Annotated in this window: 16 protein-coding genes; all 16 read left to right on the forward strand. The window is 65.9% G+C overall.

Annotation, left to right across the window (positions count from 1 at the left end; genetic code table 11):
* The 16 genes from B5G20_RS04135 to B5G20_RS04210 all read left to right on the forward strand — a co-directional run bounded on the left by B5G20_RS04135 (position 1) and on the right by B5G20_RS04210 (position 17,007).
* Positions 1-2,208, forward strand: coding sequence for an ATP-dependent DNA helicase RecG (locus tag B5G20_RS04135; RefSeq protein WP_087355348.1), 2,208 nt, complete (start codon positions 1-3; stop codon positions 2,206-2,208).
* Positions 2,205-2,789, forward strand: a complete 585-nt coding sequence (gene rsmD / locus B5G20_RS04140) for a 16S rRNA (guanine(966)-N(2))-methyltransferase RsmD (RefSeq protein ID WP_087355350.1) — start codon at positions 2,205-2,207, stop codon at positions 2,787-2,789. The genes B5G20_RS04135 and rsmD overlap by 4 nt, the downstream gene beginning before the upstream one ends.
* A gap of 101 nt (positions 2,790-2,890) precedes the next feature.
* Positions 2,891-3,388, forward strand: a complete 498-nt coding sequence (gene coaD / locus B5G20_RS04145) for a pantetheine-phosphate adenylyltransferase (protein ID WP_087355352.1) — start codon at positions 2,891-2,893, stop codon at positions 3,386-3,388.
* Between the two features lie 60 nt (positions 3,389-3,448).
* Positions 3,449-3,952 carry an ATPase gene (locus B5G20_RS04150; RefSeq protein ID WP_087355354.1) on the forward strand — a complete coding sequence of 168 codons (504 nt, stop codon included), beginning with the start codon at positions 3,449-3,451 and terminating at the stop codon, positions 3,950-3,952.
* Between the two features lies 1 nt (position 3,953).
* Positions 3,954-4,505 (forward strand): DUF177 domain-containing protein, encoded by a 552-nt coding sequence (locus tag B5G20_RS04155; RefSeq protein ID WP_087355356.1) that lies wholly within the window; start codon positions 3,954-3,956, stop codon positions 4,503-4,505.
* Positions 4,506-4,738: 233 nt separating this feature from the next.
* Positions 4,739-4,918 carry a 50S ribosomal protein L32 gene (gene rpmF / locus B5G20_RS04160; protein ID WP_087355358.1) on the forward strand — a complete coding sequence of 60 codons (180 nt, stop codon included), beginning with the start codon at positions 4,739-4,741 and terminating at the stop codon, positions 4,916-4,918.
* Positions 4,919-5,015: 97 nt separating this feature from the next.
* Positions 5,016-6,035 carry a phosphate acyltransferase PlsX gene (gene plsX / locus B5G20_RS04165; protein WP_087355360.1) on the forward strand — a complete coding sequence of 340 codons (1,020 nt, stop codon included), beginning with the start codon at positions 5,016-5,018 and terminating at the stop codon, positions 6,033-6,035.
* Between the two features lie 140 nt (positions 6,036-6,175).
* Entirely contained in the window at positions 6,176-6,418 is a 243-nt protein-coding gene (locus B5G20_RS04170; protein WP_087355362.1) for an acyl carrier protein, read from the forward strand.
* A 5-nt stretch (positions 6,419-6,423) separates the two neighbouring features.
* Positions 6,424-7,149, forward strand: coding sequence for a ribonuclease III (gene rnc / locus B5G20_RS04175; RefSeq protein WP_087355363.1), 726 nt, complete (start codon positions 6,424-6,426; stop codon positions 7,147-7,149).
* Positions 7,150-7,158: 9 nt separating this feature from the next.
* Complete coding sequence (smc, locus tag B5G20_RS04180) at positions 7,159-10,695, forward strand: chromosome segregation protein SMC (RefSeq protein WP_087355365.1); 3,537 nt, start codon at positions 7,159-7,161, stop codon at positions 10,693-10,695.
* Complete coding sequence (ftsY, locus tag B5G20_RS04185; protein WP_087355367.1) at positions 10,696-11,613, forward strand: signal recognition particle-docking protein FtsY; 918 nt, start codon at positions 10,696-10,698, stop codon at positions 11,611-11,613.
* Between the two features lie 218 nt (positions 11,614-11,831).
* Positions 11,832-13,325, forward strand: coding sequence for a signal recognition particle protein (gene ffh, locus B5G20_RS04190; protein ID WP_087355368.1), 1,494 nt, complete (start codon positions 11,832-11,834; stop codon positions 13,323-13,325).
* Between the two features lie 65 nt (positions 13,326-13,390).
* Positions 13,391-14,038, forward strand: coding sequence for a hypothetical protein (locus B5G20_RS04195; RefSeq protein WP_087355370.1), 648 nt, complete (start codon positions 13,391-13,393; stop codon positions 14,036-14,038).
* 47 nt (positions 14,039-14,085) lie between these two features.
* Entirely contained in the window at positions 14,086-14,934 is an 849-nt protein-coding gene (gene thyA, locus B5G20_RS04200; protein WP_087355373.1) for a thymidylate synthase, read from the forward strand.
* A 323-nt stretch (positions 14,935-15,257) separates the two neighbouring features.
* Positions 15,258-15,797, forward strand: coding sequence for a dihydrofolate reductase (locus tag B5G20_RS04205; RefSeq protein ID WP_343283988.1), 540 nt, complete (start codon positions 15,258-15,260; stop codon positions 15,795-15,797).
* A gap of 322 nt (positions 15,798-16,119) precedes the next feature.
* The gene (locus B5G20_RS04210) at positions 16,120-17,007 is read left to right on the forward strand and encodes an RNA methyltransferase (RefSeq protein ID WP_087355375.1); all 888 of its coding nucleotides are present in this window, start codon (positions 16,120-16,122) and stop codon (positions 17,005-17,007) included.
* Positions 17,008-17,025: the final 18 nt, after the last annotated feature.

Genomic DNA, 17,025 nt, shown 5'->3' on the forward strand with positions numbered 1-17,025 from the left:
GTGACGGCCTCGCTTTCCGCTACCTCGGCGCGCCTTGCCGGCACGGCGGCGCTCGCGGAGGACGTGGCCCGACTCAAATATGTCTCTGGTTCTAGGGAGGAGGCGCTTCGCAGGCTCGGCATCGAGCGTGTGGGCGACCTCCTCTTGCATATTCCGCGTCGGTATCTCGATTTCACCCATGCCTATACCATCGAGGCCGCACCTCTCGGCGAGGTGGCGACGATCGTCGCCACGGTCGACCGCGTGACGCTCAAGCGGCCGCGTCCGCGCATGACGGTGGTCGAGGTTTCCCTCGTGGACGAGACGGGCGTTCTCCAGGTGGCGTTCTTTCGCCAGCCGTGGCTTGCGCAGCAGCTGGAGCGGGGGAGCAGGCTCGCCGTGATGGGCAAGGTCGAGTTTGCCTACGGTTTTAAGCAGATGTCGTCTCCGCATTTTGAGAAGCTAGACGACATGACTGCCGCGGGGACGATCCTGCCGGTCCATGGCACCACCGAGGGACTCTCCACCGCCTGGATGCGCCGAATCGTCTCCGGTGCGCTTGAGCGCGTAAGCTGCGTGGCCGACATGTTGCCCGCGCGCCTTCGTGCGCGGCGCGGCCTCATGAGCGAGGGCCGTGCGCTCAGGGCGATTCACTTCCCCCACGACATGACCGAGCGCGATGGCGCGCGTCAGCGGCTCGCCTATGACGAGCTGTTGCTGCTGCAGCTGGCGCTGCGCCTGCGCAACGACGCGAACCTCCTCGATGTGGAGCCCGTCGCCCATACGCCGGGCGCTCACCTGGCGGCTCTCCGCGATGCGCTGCCCTTTGCGCTCTCCGATGAACAGGACGTTGCGGTGGCGCAGATCCTGGCCGACATGGAGGACGGCGAGCGCGTGATGAACCGCCTTCTTTTGGGAGACGTGGGCACCGGTAAGACGGCCGTTGCCTGCTGCGCGCTCGCGGCAGTTGCCGACACGTCTTCGCAGGCGGCCGTGATGGCCCCCACGAGCGTGCTCGCGCAGCAGTATGCCGTCAAGTGCGGACCGCTTCTCGAGGCGGCCGGCGTGTCGTGGGCGCTCGTAACAGGTGCTACGCCGGTCGCCGAGCGCGAGGAGACGGTCGCGCGCCTGGCCGCGGGGGAGCTCAGCGTGATCTTTGGCACGCAGGCCCTGCTCTCGGACGACGTGGTGTTCAAGCGCCTCACGCTCGTGGTCATCGATGAGCAGCACCGTTTTGGCGTAGGGCAGCGCAACGCCCTGCGCGCCAAGGGGCCGGGGGCCGACCTCCTCGTCATGACGGCCACGCCCATCCCGCGTACGCTCGCGCTCTCGGTCTACGGCGACCTCTCCACGAGCATCATCCGTCATCGGCCCGTTCCCGGAGCGGGTGTGACCACCAGGGTGCTCACCGAGGCCAACCGCGACCTTGCCTATGGTGCCATCCGCGAGGCGCTCGAGCATGGGCAGCGCGCCTATGTGGTCTGCCCGCTCGTTGAGGAGGGGGACGCCGGCGACGGGCTCGACGACGTGCCGGGTGCCGAGTCTGATGACGCCTCGGAGGAGGCGAACGGCCGTGGCGCGGGCAAGGGCTCGGGCAAACCTGCAGCCCCGCCGCTTCACAATGTAGCGAGCGAGGTCGAGCGGCTCCGTCAGGTTTTTCCCGAAGCATGGGTGGAGCCCCTTACGGGACGCATGCGCGCGCGTGAGAAGGACGAGGCCATCGCCGCGTTCCGTGCCGGCGAGGTGCAGATTCTCGTCTCGACCACCGTCGTCGAGGTGGGCGTTGACGTGCCGGAGGCAACCGTGATGGTCATCGAGAACGGCGAGCGCTTCGGTCTGGCAACCCTGCACCAGCTACGCGGCCGCGTGGGCCGCGGTGAGGTGCCCGGGCGCTGCTTCGTGATGACGCACGCCCGTAGCAACGGGCGGCGCTCGACGGCGCAGGAGCGGCTCGAGGCGCTCGAGCGCACCTCGGACGGCTTTGCGCTCGCCGAGCTCGATTTGCGCCTGCGCCACGAGGGTGAAATTCTCGGGTTTCGGCAGAGTGGCGGCGTGACGCTCCGCTTTGTTGACCTCGACGCCGATACCCCTATTATTGAGGCGGCGCACGACGATGCGGAGGAGCTCCTCCGTTATTCGCGCGACCTGGGTACCGTGGCCACGATGCCGCTGAGGCAGGAGGTCGTGCTGCGCTATGGAGACGTTTTTCGGGAGGTGAGCGGCGGATGAGGATCGTCGGCGGTATGTGGCGCGGCCGGAGGCTCTTTGAGCCCTCGGGGAGCGATGTCACGCGCCCCACAACGGACCGTGTGCGCGAGGCAATGGCCTCGATGGTCGATTCCGCGCTCCCGGAGGGTATCGAAGGCGCACGCGTGCTTGACGCCTTTGGCGGCTCGGGTGCGCTCGGGATCGAGGTGCTCTCGCGCGGGGCGGCGTCGGCCACGTTTTTTGAGGCAGACCGCCGCGCGGCGCAACTCATCCGCAAGAACCTCGACCTTGTGGGCGCTGGTGCCCCACAGGCGCGTGTGGTTGCGGGGGACGTGCTCGCTGCCGCCGAGCGCGGCCGGGTCCCCGGGGGTCCCTTTGACCTCGTGCTGCTCGACCCTCCCTATGCCTTCGGTCCAGAACCCGTGGAGCGGCTCCTTGAGGCCTTGGCCGCCGCCGGGACGCTCGCTCCGGGAGCGCTCGCCCTTCATGAGCATGCCGCTCGCGACGCAGGAGCCCGCCCGGAGGGATTTGAGGTCGTGCGTGAGAAGCGCTACGGCATCACAGGTGTCGACCTCCTGCGGATGGTTGCAACCGCCGGTTGAGTAGCGTGTTCGCGTTGCCGCGCGTCGTTACAGGCCGCCGAGTCGTACGCTCCCACCTCGCGAACGCATCCCCGTTAGACTTGAGTAACCAAGGAGCCCACATGGAACCCACCATCACCCATGTTCTCGTGCCCGGAACCTTTGACCCCATAACCTATGGACACATGGATGTGGCCCGCCGCGCGCGGCGCATCTGTCCGCGGGTGACTGTTGCGGTGGCCGCGTCGCTCGGCAAGCGCGGCGTGGGCACGACGTTTTCGCTCGAGGAGCGCGTGGAGCTTGCCCGCGAGGCGCTCGCCGACCTCGATGGGGTGGAGGTGCTGCCGTTCTCGGGGCTCCTCGTCGACTTTGCCCACGAGGTGGGGGCGCAGGCGGTCGTCAAGGGTTTGCGTGCCATGACCGACTTTGAGTACGAGCTCCAGCAGGCCGACCTCAACTACCGGCTCGACCCGGAGCTCGAGAGCATCTTCGTTATGAGCAGCCCGGAGTACGGGTACCTCTCGTCCTCCGCGGTGCGGCAGATCGCCTCGTTTGGTGGTGACGTCTCGACCTTCGTGCCGCCGTGTGTTGCCGCGGCGCTGCGAACGCGCTTCAAATAGCATCATCGCCGGTATGTGGTAGTATCAAACGATGATATGCAACCAATGAAAGGAGACGGGATGCCCGGCGAACCCCTTCCTGGCGAGCGCATCGAGAGCCTCGTGGACGAGCTCGAGGGAATCATCGAGGACGCTAAGCCCCCGTTTGGTAAGAATGCGCAGTTCAAGGTCATCGAGACCGAGGTCTTCTTCAACATTCTTGACGAGATTCGCATGAGCTACCCCGAGGAGTGGCAAAAGTCGCGTCGGATTCTCCGCGAGCGCGACGAGCTCATCTCCTCGGCAACGGCGCAGGCCGATTCCATCGTGGCCGACGCGCAGCAGCAGGCGCTCACCATCGCCGGCGAGCAAGAGATCGTGCGACTCGCTCAGCAGCAGGCCGAGGATATCCGCGCCCGTGCCGACCAGTACGAGCGCGACACGCGCTACGCCGCCGAGGACTACGCCGAGCAGGTGTTCACGCATCTCGAGGAGAATCTCAAGAGCCTGACCGGCACCGTGGCGCGCTGCCGTCAGCAGCTGACGGAGCAGGCGAACAACCCCGGCCTTACGAGCGGATACTAAGATGGCGTTCATCGAGCCGCTCGTTATCGAGCTTGCCGATCGCGTTGAGAACCCCGGAGAGAGCTGGCAGACCTCCGGGACGATCGACGTTGCCGGCTACACGGTGGGGGAGAAGGAGTTCATGCTCGACCACGGTGTGAGCTACGACGCGGTCTTTACCAACGCCGGGGACGGCATTCTGCTCACGGGGCTCGTGCGCGCCGAGGTCACGGGTACCTGCGACCGGTGCCTGGAGCCTGCGCACTTTGATGTGGCCGGTGAGCTCCAGGAGTACTACCTCTTCCATGAGCCCGAGGACGCCGACGAGGACGACGATTACGAGCTTTTGGGTGAGGAGCGCAAGGTTGACCTTGCCGAGCCCATCGCCGACGCCATCGTGATGGATACGCCCTTTGTGGTGATCTGCAAGCCCGACTGCAAGGGGCTGTGCCCCCATTGCGGGTGCAACCTCAACGAGGAGACCTGCGACTGCGCCGAGCGGGCCGAGGAGGAGCGCGTCATGGGCGACGACAACCCCTTTGCGGCGCTCAAGAATCTCAAGCTCGACGAGTAACGCACCGGGATTGCCAACAGCTTGGAGCGGGGCGGGCGCTTGCGTTCGCCCTTGTTGGTTATGGGCGATGGGGGTGACCTCGCGGCCGTGTAATCCCGCGCTGTTTGGCCCTTGTCCGAGTTTTGCAGCTCGTGTGGTGAGAAAATGCCCCTTATCAGGTGCGGGGTTCTGTGCTAATATCGCTACTTGCGCGTATTCGTGCCTGTTAGCATACCTATGTGAGGAAGGTCAACATGCCAGTACCTAAGCAAAAGAAGGGCCGCGGCGCCACGCATCGCCGTCGTTCTGCCAACATGAAGATCAGCGCCCCCGCGCGTTCCACCTGCCCCCGTTGTCACGCGGTGAAGCTTCCGCATCACGTGTGCCCCAACTGCGGCTACTACAAGGACCGCGAGGTCATCGTTACCGAGTAGCCCTTCCATGCGGGTATGGCTCGACGCGCGAGCGTGATTGACTCATGATATGGCCGGCTCTGGGAGTCGGCCATTCTGCTATCGAAAGGGGTTTAGTATGAGCAAGGTGAGGGTGTGCGTCGACGCCATGGGCGGTGACGAGGAGCCGTCGGTCGTTCTCGAGGGCATCGCGGCGGCGCTGGCTGCCGATCAAGAACTCGAGGTGCTTGTCGCGGGGCCGGAGGAGGTCATCTCGGACTTCTGCGCCTCCCACGACCGCGCCGAGGCGCTTATCGCGCCGCAGGTCATCACCATGGAGGACGACCCCATCAAGGCCGTCATGACCAAGCGCAAGTCGAGTATCGTGCTCGCCTGTCGCGCCATCAAGAAGGGCAACGCCCAGGGCTTCTTCTCTGCCGGCTCCACCGGCGCCGTCACCGCGGCGGCGACGGCCTACGTAACGCCCTTCCGCTATGAGGAGGGCGGCGAGCGCCGGCCCATCCGCCCCTGCATCACCACGGCCTTCCCCAACGCCAAGGGCGGCAACACCGTGTTTGCCGACATGGGAGCCAACCCCGACGTCGAGCCTGAGGATATCGTGCGCTTTGCTCAGATGGCCTCCGCGTACGCGCGCGTGGTCTGCGGGATCGACCACCCGAGCGTGGGCCTGCTCTCCAACGGCACCGAGGAGCACAAGGGCTCGCGCTTCACCCAGGCGTGCTTCCCGCTCATGGCCGAGCAAGTTCCCGGCTTTGCGGGCAACTGCGAGGGCACCGATCTGCTCACGGGGCGTCTCGACGTGATCGTGTCCGACGGCTTTGCCGGCAACATCGCCCTCAAGGCCACCGAGGGCGCGGCCAAGTTCCTCCTGGGCGAGCTCAAGCGCACGCTCCTCGGCTCGCTCAAGGGCAAGATCGCGGCGCTCCTCGTTAAGGACTCGCTCTACGCCATCAAGGAGAAGCTCTCGGGCGATGAGTACGGCGGTGCCATCCTCTTGGGCCTTAAGGGCGTCGTGCTTATCGGGCACGGTGCGACCTCCGTCGAGGCCGTCAAGAACGGCACGCTCGCCACGGCTCGTGCCGTGCGCGCCGGCCTGGTGGACGAGGTTGCGAGTTCCATGGAGGGCATCGTCGCCTAGCCGGTACCGGTCCCGCGCGCACCGCTTGTCCCGCCCTGTCCGCCCGACCGTCCGGTTGAGCCCGTCCGGGCGAGAGGGTAGAATCAGATTCAGCAAAACCACCGGTCGGCCCCATCGCCGGCCTGCAGGAAGGAGACGCCATGGAGCGCTCAGAGATGCTTGCCAAGGTCGCCGAGGTCGCGGCCGACGTGCTCGGAGTCAGCGAGGACCAGATTACCGAGCAAACCACCTTCGATGACCTCGATGCCAATTCGCTCGACCGCCTCCAGCTCGTCACCGCGTTTGAGGACGAGTTTGATATCGAGATCCCCGAGGACCGTCTGCTGGGGATTGCCTCCGTTGCCGATGCGCTCGACGCCATCGAGGCGTCCCAGGAGGCCTAAGCGCGTTGGCCGTCTCGGAGAAGCTCGCCCGCATCGAGAAGATCTGCGGCCACGAGTTCCACGACAAACTGCTGCTGCGGCGCGCCCTCACACATCCCTCTGCCGTTGAGGGCGAGCCGGTGGGCTCTTCCTATGAGCGCCTTGAGTTTTTAGGCGACTCCATCCTGGGTGCCATCGTGGCCGATGCGCTCTACCGCAGCTACCCCAACCTCAACGAGGGTCGCCTTACGCGGCTCAAGGTCTCGCTCGTCTCGGGCGCCATGCTCTCCGAGGTGGGCGAGGAGCTCGGTATCGGACGCTGCATCATCTTTGGCGCCTCGGAGCGGGGTGCCGCCGCGCGCGGCATGCACTCCGCGCTCGAGAACGTCTATGAGTCGCTCGTGGGCGCGCTCTTTCTCGATGGTGGTTGGGAGGCCGCCTCGGCGTTCATCACCGCCACGCTCAAGCCGCACCTTGCGGCGGACCTCGCATGGCGTCCCGAGAACCCCAAGTCGTACCTCCAGGAGTGTGTGCAGCGCGACGGCTTTACCTCGCCCGCCTATAAGCTCGTGGGTACCGAGGGCCCGGCCCATGCCCCGACCTTTACCGCCGTGGCAATCGTGGACGGCGTGCGCCGTGGCCGGGGGAGCGGTACCTCCAAGAAGGAGGCGGAGGCGGCGGCCGCGCTCGACGCGCTCGAGCGCATGGGCTACACCAAGGACGGGGCCATCCCCGCCCGTGGCGCAGAATAGGGGCGTGCCGTGTACCTCAAGTCGCTCACCCTCAAGGGCTTCAAGTCGTTTGCCGACCGCGCCCATATGACCTTTGAGCCAGGCCTCACCGTTATCGTGGGGCCCAACGGCTCGGGCAAATCCAATATCTCCGACGCGATCCTCTGGGTCCTCGGCGAGCAGAGCGCCAAGCAGCTCCGCGGCCAGGCCATGGAGGACGTCATCTTCTCGGGCTCATCGGCGCGCCAGCCGGTGGGCGTGGCCGAGGTCACGCTTGTGCTTGATAACGCCGACCACGTGCTTCCTGTCGACTTTGACGAGGTGGCCATCACCCGGCGCATGTACCGCTCGGGCGAGAGCGAATACCTCATCAACCAGAGCCCGTGCCGCCTCATGGATATTCAAGACATCCTGCACGACTCGGGCCTCGGCAAAGACACCCACTCCATCATCAGCCAGGGCAAGCTCGACGCCATCCTTCAGAGCCGCCCCGAGGAACGGCGCGCCCTCGTGGAGGAGGCCGCCGGCATCTCCAAGCACAAGCGCCGCAAGGAGCGCGCCGCCAAGAAGATCGCCTCGATGGACGAACACCTCACCCGTGCCCGCGACATCTCGCGCGAGATCACGCGCCAGCTGCGCCCGCTCGAGCGCCAGGTAGACCGCGCTCGCACCTACAAGGAGCTTTCGGCCCGCGCGAGCGAGCTCACGCAGATTCTTGCCGTGGACGAGCTCCGGCGCCTGCAGGAGCAGTGGGCGGGCATGGAGACGCGCGCCAAGGAGAGCGCCGCGGCGCTGGAGCTTGCGCGCTACCGCCTCTCCGAGAAGGAGCGCGAGCTCGAGAAGCTCCAGGTGTTGCTCGAGGAGAAGGGCCTCTTTGTGGGCGACCTCGGCGAGCAGCGCCGTCACATGCAGGACGTGGTGGGGCGCATCGGGTCCGACATGCGCCTGCTTGAGGAGAAGGGCCACAACATGGTTGCCCGCCTCTCCGAGATGCGCGGCACCCTCTCGAGCTCCGAGCATCAGCGCCGCCGCGTTGCCGATGAGCTCGAGGATGCGCGCCGCCAGCTCGATGAGGTTCGCGCTGCGCTCGCCGTCGCTGAGGCAGACGTGAAGCGCCTTGAGCCCGCGGCCGACGAGCTGCATGCGCGCCGCGTGGAGCTCGATGGGCGACAGTCCGAGCTCGGACGGGCCCAGCGCGAGAGCCAGCGTGCGGCAGACGATGCGGCGCTCTCGCTCGCCAAGCTGAACGAGACGCTCGCCAATGCCGAGCTTGAGGACGAGATGTTTGCCTCACGGCTCTCCCAGCTCGATGAGGGGGCCGAGGAGGTCGAGGCCTCGCTCGAGCATCGTCGCGACCGCGCCGACGAGCTCGAGGTGCTGCTTGCCTCGGCGCGCGAGGCGGCCGACGACGCCCGCTCTGCGATCGAGACGGCTGAGGCGGCCCTTGCCGAGCGACGCGAGCGCGAGTCCGAGGCGCGCGCCCGTCTTTCTGACGTGCGCTCGGAGCTGCAGAGCCTGACGCGCTTGGACGAGCGCCTCGCGGACGCCTCGCCGCTTGCGGCGCGCGTGGCCGAGAAGGCTGCCGACACGGTGGCGGGACGGCTCGGCGATGTGATCGAGGCGCCCCGGGAGCTCGAGGGGCTCGTGGAGACGCTCCTCGCCGGCGATATCGACGCGCTCGTTACCGAGGATGTTTCCACGCTTGCGCGTGCTGCGGCGTGCGCCCTTGCCGAGGAGGATGTCTCGGGCGAGGCGCTTCTTGCCGCCCGGACGCTCGAGGCACCGGCTCCCGTCGCCGGTGCGGCGGGTTACCGCCTTGTCGATAAGCTCGCCGTGCGCGAGGGCTATGCCGGCGTGGTCGGTGCGCTCCTCGGCGGGCTCTATGTGGTGGATACGATCGAGGATGCGCTTGCGGCGCCGGTAATCGCCGGGGTGACCTACGTTACGCCCGAGGGCGCCCGCGTGAGCGTGGGTGGCGCGGTGCGCGTGGGCTCGCCCTCCGACGCAGCCGCCGGCACCCTCGAACGCAAGCGTCGCATCCGCGAGCTTTCGGGTCTGGAGCCCGACCTCGCGTCGGTCTTTGAACATGCAGGCGAGCTCGTTGCCGAGGCGGACGCTGCCGTTGCTGCGGCGCGTCGCGAGGTCTCAGCTGCCCAGGGCAAGATCGCCGAGCTTGAGGGCGAGCAGCGCTCCCTGCTCTCCGAGATCGGGCGGCTTGAGCAGTCGCTTGCCGCCTCGAGGGCCGAGCGCCAGCAGATCGAGCAGCGCCGCACCAAGGCTGCCGCCCAGGTGGCCGAGGCTCGGCCGCGTGTTGAGGAACTCACCCGTTCGCGCGACGAGGCTCGCGCCCGCGTGGGCGAGCTCGCACAGCAGATCGCCGAGATCGCCGACGAGCTCGACCGCGTGCGTCGCGACGATGCGGAGGCTGCGAGCACGCTCGGCGATGCCCGCGTCCGCCTTGCGCAGGCGCGCGAGCGCCAGAAGAGCCTGGGCAATCGCGTGCCCGAGCTTGAGCGTCGTCTCGAGGGCATCGACCGGCGCATCCGCGCCACGCGCCAGGCCTCACGCTCGCTCGAGGTGCTGCGCCTGCGTGTCGACCCGCTGCACGACCGCTACACCGCGCTCTCCGAGAAGGCCATGGACTGGGCCGCGCGCCTGCGCGACCAGGCATCGCTCGAGGAGGCGGACTCCGCTTCGCTCAAGAAGACCATCGAGGATGCCAAGGCCGACGTTGCCGCCGCCAAGCAGGAGGTAGAGGCGGCCCAGGCTGGACAGGGCGAGGTCAAGGTCGAGCGCGGCAAGCTCGAGGTTCAGGTCGAGAACGCCATCAAGGCCATCACCGCGGACGGTACGACGGTGCTTGAGGAGGCGCTCAACCTCCCCGCGCCCGAGGACCGCGCCGCCGCCGAGCGCGAGCTCCGCACCCTAGTGACCAAGATCAACAACCTTGGGCCCGTCAACCAGGTGGCTATGGAGGAGTACGAGCGCCTGCGCGAGCGTGCCGACTACATCGACGCCCAGCTCTCCGACCTCGAGAGCGCCCGCAAGGCCCTCACCAAGATCACGGCAGCTATCGACCGCAAGATGCGCCGGGCCTTCCTCACCACCTTTGAGAAGGTCGACGCCAACTTCCGCGAGATCTTTGCCATGCTCTTCCCGGGTGGCCAGGCGCACCTCGAGATGACCGATCCTGAGCACCCGTCCGAGACGGGCATCGAGGTCGTGGCGCAACCGCGGGGCAAGCGCATCACCAAGATGATGCTCATGAGCGGCGGCGAGAAGTCCCTTACGGCGCTGGCGCTGCTCTTTGCCGTCTACAAGACGCGCACGGTGCCCTTCTACGTGCTCGACGAGGTTGAGGCCGCACTCGACGACTCCAACCTCTCCAAGCTCCTCGACGCCATCGACGTGCTGCGCCACCAGACGCAGCTCCTCGTGGTTTCGCATCAGCGCCGCACCATGGAGGACGCCGACGTCCTCTACGGCGTGTCCATGCAGGCAGACGGGGTGAGTCGCGTGGTGAGCCAGCGGCTCGACCGTGTGACGGGAAAGGTCGTGAACGCATAGATGGGTTTCTTTGAGAAGCTGCAGCAGGGTCTCGAGCGCAGTCGCGAGGCTCTGAACGAGATCTTCTACTTTGGTGGAGAGGTCGACGAGTCGTTTTGGGAGGACCTTGAGGACACGCTCGTGATGGGCGACATGGGCGCCGACATCGCGCTTTCGGTCTCCGACGACTTGCGCGACCTTGCGGCACGCAAGAACCTCAAGACCGCTCCGCAGCTGCGCCGTGCCCTCGCCGAGCGTCTGTCCCAGATCTTTGTGACGCCCGAACGCGACCCCTTTGAGTCCACGCCCTCGTGCGTGCTCTTTGTGGGCATCAACGGTGCCGGCAAGACCACCACGGTGGGCAAGATCGCAAGCGCCGCGCACGAGGCGGGCAAGCGCGTGGTGATCGGCTCGGCCGACACCTTCCGCGCGGCCGCCATCGAGCAGCTCGATGTGTGGGGCGAGCGCGCCGGCGTACCCGTGGTCAAGCGCGAGCGCGGCTCCGACCCGGCGAGCGTGTGCTACGACGTGCTCGACGAGGCGGACCGTACCGGTGCCGACCTCGTGCTCATCGATACCGCCGGACGCCTCCACACCTCGCCCGAGCTCATGCGCGAGCTCGCTAAGGTCGTCAATGTCACGCGCAAGCGCGCCGCCAAGATGCGCGCCGGTGCTATGGACGTCTACGTGGTGCTCGTCATCGACGCCGCCACCGGCCAAAACGGCCTTACGCAGGCGGAGGAGTTCAACGAGGCGCTCGGCCTCGACGGCATCATCATGACCAAGCTCGACGGCACGGCCAAGGGAGGCATCGCGCTCGCGGTGGCGCAGAAGCTCCATCTTCCCATCTACCGGGCGGGCGTGGGCGAGGCCATCGACGACTTGCAAGCCTTTGATCCGCTGGATTTCTGCAGAGCTCTCGTGGGCGATTCCGACTAGCTTTTTCTTGTTTGTTCGGGGTCGAGGTAAGATGACTCCAACCCCGCTGGTCCGTAGTCCGTTTGGCCCTTTTTCTTTAGCGAGCACGTAAGGTAGCGCCAGGGCTGGCGTCCGAAGGTTCACCACAAGTTCCGCAGCGAGCAGCGCGAGCGAGGACTGCCCGGGCGGGGAACCTTCGGACGTCAGCCCGACCGGGAGCAATATACGATAGGAGCCCCATGTTCAATAACCTTTCCGACCGCCTGAACGACACCTTTGACCGCCTGCGCGGCAAGGGCAAACTCACCGAGGCCGATATCACGAGCGCGATGCGCGACATCCGCATGGCGCTTCTCGAGGCGGACGTTAACTTCAAGGTCGTCAAGGACTTCGTCGCCAAGACGAAGGAGCGCTGCATGACCGCCGACGTCCTGGAGTCGCTCACGCCGGCCCAGAACGTCGTCAAGATCGTGCTCGATGAGCTCGTTGAGCTCCTCGGCTCCACCGAGAGCAAACTGGTGCTGTCGAGCCGCATCCCCAACGTCATCATGCTCGTGGGCCTGCAGGGCTCCGGTAAGACCACCGCGGCGGTAAAGCTTGCATACATGCTCAAGAAGCAGGGTCGCTCGCCGCTTCTCGCCGCGTGCGACGTCTACCGTCCCGCCGCCGCCGACCAGCTCGCCACGCTCGGCGGTGAGATTGGCGTGCCAGTCTTTCGCGGCGACGGTGCCCATCCGGTCGAGATCGCCCAGGGCGCCATCAAGGAGGCCGTCGACCACCTGCGCGATGTGGTGATCGTCGATACCGCCGGCCGCCTGCAGATCGACGAGCAGATGATGCAGGAGGCCGTGGACATCAAGCGCGCGGTCAAGCCCGACCAGGTGCTCATGGTCGTCGACGCCATGACCGGCCAGGACATCGTCAACGTGGTCTCGACCTTTGCCGAGCGTACCGACTTTGACGGCGTCATCATCTCCAAGCTCGACGGCGATGCGCGCGGCGGCGGTGCCCTGTCGGTTCGCGCCGTGACGGGCAAGCCCATCAAGTTCGTCTCGATGGGCGAGAAGCCCGAGTCGCTCGAGGTGTTCAGCCCGGACCGCATGGCCAAGCGCATCCTTGGCATGGGCGACGTGGTGGGCATCATCGAGAAGGCCCAGGAGGTCGCCGACGCCGAGCAGATGGAGGCCGCCGAGCGCATGCTGCGCGAGGGCCTTACCATGGACGACATGCTCGAGCAGATGCGCGCCGTGCGCAAGATGGGCGGCATGAAGGGCATCTTGGGGATGCTGCCCGGCGGCCAGCGTGCGCTCAACCAGATGGGCGGCAACGTTGACGAGTCGATCCTCGACAAGAACGAGGCCATGATCCAGTCGATGACCAAGGCGGAGCGCCTCAACCCCAAGTGCATCAACGGCCAGCGTCGCGCGCGCATCGCCCGCGGCTCGGGCACCACGCCCACCGACGTGAACAACCTGCTCAAGCAGTGGGGCGAGATGAACAAGATGATGGGCAAGATGCGCGCGATGGCCCAGCAGGCCGGCGCCAAGAAGGGCAAAAAGGGCAAGAAGGGCAAGAAGATGCGTGTGCCCGGTATGCCCGGCATGGCCAACCTCGGCTCGCTCATGGGCGGCGGCAACCCGCTCGCCGGCATGGGCGGTATGGGTGGTTCGGGCTCGAGCGACATGGACATGCTGCGCGCCATGGAGCAGCAGATGAAGGGCCGCAAGTTCTAGATGTGTCTGCGCCCGGGCAGAGCCGTGCTTGCGATGCTCGGGCGTTGTTGTGGGGGCGATGTGTTGTGGGGCATGAGGAGTCGGTAGCGCGAGCCGCACGTGCATGGGCGGCGCTCAAGGCGGGCGATATCGAGGGGGCGGCCGACCAGGCTGGTCGCTGGGTGCCGCTCGAGGAGGGCGTGCCTGCGCCGGATGTAGATCTCTGTCTTGCGCAGGCGCATATCGCGCTTGCCGAGGAGGCCTATCCTGCTGCGCTTGATGCCTCCATCGCGGCGCTCTCCGCGCTCGGCACCGGTGTAGCCCAGGTGGACGATGCCACCGCCTCGACGCTCGCCCGCTCCTTTCAGCGTGTGATCTGCGAGGCGGGCAACGGTGCGGCGGGGCTCGCGGGCATGCATTTTGCCGCGTTCTCGACGCCCGACGCCTGCAAGCGGGCAAGCGGTGTGTTCTCGGGGCTCTCCACGCGCCTCTACCTCACCAGGCCGATTGCCACGGAGGCCAAGGCGCCGCTCGTTAAACACTTTGCCCGGTGCGCCGTTGCCTGCGACACTGCACTCCTCGACCTTTGTCACAAACGGGGCGGGTTTTTGGACCGAATTCGCAAGCGCCGAGAGGCCCCTGTTGAGGATGCCTCGGGCCCGGGCTTGCGCCCCCTGCCCGAGCTTGCGGTTGAGGGGCCACTCCGCGAGGACGCCTGGGCGCAGCTGGTGTAGCGCGCCGCTTTTTGTACCTGCAACTGCAACGCCGAGGAGGCACGATCATGAGCAAGGCGGACGTTCAGTTTGTAACGATGTGCCGCGACATCTTGGACCACGGCACCACGACGGAGGGCGAGAAAGTGCGCCCCCATTGGGAGGACGGCACGCCGGCCTACACCATCAAGAACTTTGGCGTGACGGCGCGCTACGACCTGCGCGAGGAGTTTCCCGCGCTCACGCTTCGACGCACGGCGCTCAAGTCGGCCATGGACGAGATCCTCTGGATCTACCAGAAGAAGTCTAATAACATCCATGACCTCAAGAGCCACATTTGGGACGAGTGGGCAGACGAGACGGGCTCCATCGGCAAGGCGTACGGCTACCAGATCGGTCAGGTCTCGCACTATCCCGAGGGCGACTTCGATCAGATGGACCGTGTGCTGTACGACCTTACGCACACCCCGTTTTCGCGGCGCATCATGACCAACATGTACACCTTCGCCGACCTCCACGAGATGAACCTCTACCCGTGCGCGTACAGCGTGACCTACAACGTCACCCACGCGGAGGGCGACGAGCGCCCGACGCTCAACATGTGCCTCATGCAGCGCAGCCAGGACATCCTCGCGGCGAACAACTGGAACGTGTGCCAGTACGCGATTCTGCTCATGATGGTCGCGCAGGTGACAGGCATGGTTGCGGGCGAGCTCCTGCACGTGATCGTGGACGCGCACATCTACGACCGGCACGTGCCCATCATCCGCGAGCTCATCGAGCGGCCGCAGTATCCGGCGCCCACCGTGCGGCTGAACCCCGAGGTCACTGACTTCTACGACTTTACGACCGATGACCTGATCGTGGAGAACTATCAGCACGGGCCGCAGATCAAGGGGATTCCCATTGCGGTGTAGCGCCTGTTGAAGCGGCGTCTGATGCCCGTCGGCCCCGAAGAGGGTATATCATCCCGTGCTCAAACAGCGCTTCGCGAACCGCGCGCGGGACGATATACCCTCTCCGGGGCCTCTGAGTAGGTGGTTGCCTCCCGGGTGGACGCGCCGCGCCGGGGCGCGAGTCGCGCAGCGAGCCGAAGGCGCCGAGCGAACCGGCGCGGCGCGTCCACCCGGGAGGCGGGGCTGCGAGGTCATCGGGCGCTTGCTTCGCTCGCGCGTGCTATTTTGTTCGTGGCGCGCACTGTTGACGGAGTTTGTAACGGTGTTTGGGAAAGGGCGGATTTGTGGCTGAGATTATGCCGAACCTGAAGATCATTGTGGCTGTTTGCGATGACTGGGGGATTGGGCTTGCCGGTGACATGGTTGTTGCAAACCGGGCAGATATGAAGCACTTTGTGCGGTGCACGAAGGGGCATACCGTCATCATGGGGCGCAAAACCCTTCTGAGTTTTCCCGGGGGTCGGCCGCTTAAGGACCGGCGTAATATCGTGCTCTCGCGTGACCTTGTCTTTGCACTGGAGGAGGTTGAGGTTGCCCGGTCCGTTGGCGAGGCGCTCGCGTTGCTTGCGCCCGATGAGGTCGCCTGGGTCGTGGGTGGGGGAGCGGTCTATCGCGAGTTCTTGCCGTGGTGCTCTGAGGCGGTGGTTACGAAAAACCATTGCGTTCGCCCTTCGGACACGTTCTTTCCCAATCTGGATGCGGATCCTGCGTGGGAGGTCGTCCAGACTGACGGCCCTCATGTTGTCGCTCCCGGCGAGGGTGATGAGGGGCTGCGCTTCGATTTTGTGACCTATCGGCATGTTCCGCGCCCGGGCACCGCTTAGGGGGTTGCGGTCGGGTGCACCCCGAAGCGGTTTTTGTGCGCGCCGGGTGCGTTGCGGGCGCGCTTGACGGCGCTTTGGGCGCAATCGAGGTGCTCTCATTTCGACCGACCCGCGAAGTGAGTGTTTCTTTTTGGAATCGTCGACGATACTGCATCATGCTAAAGTGCGCACCTGGACGTATGAGAAGATTCAACTTTGTTAAACCCCCTATAACCCAGTTGGTCCAAAAGATACACTCACTTCCTGGGTCGAATTTTTCTTGCGCTCCCCAATTGGGCGCGATCGGCCCACGTTCATGCGCTACGAAAGGACGGATGCCCTCATGGCGACAGTGCTTCATATCCATACGCTCGAGGATCCGCGGCTCGATGCGTATACGCGCCTCACCGAGCGGGAGCTACGCTCGGTGCTCGAGCCCGAGAAGGGCATCTTCATCGCCGAGAGCGCCAAGGTTATCGAGCGTGCCCTTAATGCTGGGCTCGAGCCGGTGAGCTTTCTTTTGGGGGAACGCTGGCTTGCGCAGCTTGAGCCGCTTTTAGCGACCTTGCCCGAGGAGGTTCCCGCCTTTATTGCCCCCATGGAGCTCATGGAGGAGCTGACGGGCTTTACGGTTACGCGCGGTGCACTTGCCGCGTTTCGGCGCCCGCCCCTTGCCGATCCCGCGGTGTTTCTGACGGACCTGTGCACACGGGCGGGGGAGCGCCCCGTGCGCGTATGCGTGCTCGAGGGCATCGTCGATCACACCAATGTGGGGGCCATCTTCCGTTCGGCGGCGGCGCTCAACGTTGACGGCATCTTGGTGAGCCCAACCTGCTGTGACCCGCTCTACCGCCGCGCCGTGCGCGTGTCTATGGGCACGGTCTTTCAGGTGCCGTGGACGCGGCTGGGGAGCGATGCTCGGCATTGGCCGGCAGACGGTTTTGCAACGCTGCACGATGCGGGCTTTACCTGCGCCGCGATGGCCTTGACGGACGATTCGCGCTCCCTCGACGACCCCTCGCTTGCGCACATTGAGCGTCTCGCACTCTTTATGGGCACCGAGGGGAAGGGGCTCACCGCTAAGACGGTTGCGGGGGCAGACCTCGCCATCCGAATCCCTATGGCCCATGGGGTGGACTCCCTCAATGTGGCGGCGGCATCTGCCGTGGCCTTCTGGCAGCTCTGCCCGCATGCGAGCAACAGCTACCACTACCACCCCGGGATGTTTTAACAGGGTCTGAGCTTCACG

The organism is Collinsella sp. An7 (assembly GCF_002159335.1).
Classification (GTDB): Bacteria; Actinomycetota; Coriobacteriia; order Coriobacteriales; family Coriobacteriaceae; genus Coprousia.

Excerpts from the sequence above, each read along its gene's own strand:
- rsmD (WP_087355350.1), top strand. The coding sequence starts at position 2,205 with ATGAGGATCGTCGGCGGTATGTGGCGCGGCCGGAGGCTCTTTGAGCCC.
- coaD (WP_087355352.1), top strand. The coding sequence starts at position 2,891 with ATGGAACCCACCATCACCCATGTTCTCGTGCCCGGAACCTTTGACCCC.
- B5G20_RS04150 (WP_087355354.1), top strand. The coding sequence starts at position 3,449 with ATGCCCGGCGAACCCCTTCCTGGCGAGCGCATCGAGAGCCTCGTGGAC.
- B5G20_RS04155 (WP_087355356.1), top strand. The coding sequence starts at position 3,954 with ATGGCGTTCATCGAGCCGCTCGTTATCGAGCTTGCCGATCGCGTTGAG.
- rpmF (WP_087355358.1), top strand. The coding sequence starts at position 4,739 with ATGCCAGTACCTAAGCAAAAGAAGGGCCGCGGCGCCACGCATCGCCGT.
- plsX (WP_087355360.1), top strand. The coding sequence starts at position 5,016 with ATGAGCAAGGTGAGGGTGTGCGTCGACGCCATGGGCGGTGACGAGGAG.
- B5G20_RS04170 (WP_087355362.1), top strand. The coding sequence starts at position 6,176 with ATGGAGCGCTCAGAGATGCTTGCCAAGGTCGCCGAGGTCGCGGCCGAC.
- ftsY (WP_087355367.1), top strand. The coding sequence starts at position 10,696 with ATGGGTTTCTTTGAGAAGCTGCAGCAGGGTCTCGAGCGCAGTCGCGAG.
- ffh (WP_087355368.1), top strand. The coding sequence starts at position 11,832 with ATGTTCAATAACCTTTCCGACCGCCTGAACGACACCTTTGACCGCCTG.
- thyA (WP_087355373.1), top strand. The coding sequence starts at position 14,086 with ATGAGCAAGGCGGACGTTCAGTTTGTAACGATGTGCCGCGACATCTTG.
- B5G20_RS04210 (WP_087355375.1), top strand. The coding sequence starts at position 16,120 with ATGGCGACAGTGCTTCATATCCATACGCTCGAGGATCCGCGGCTCGAT.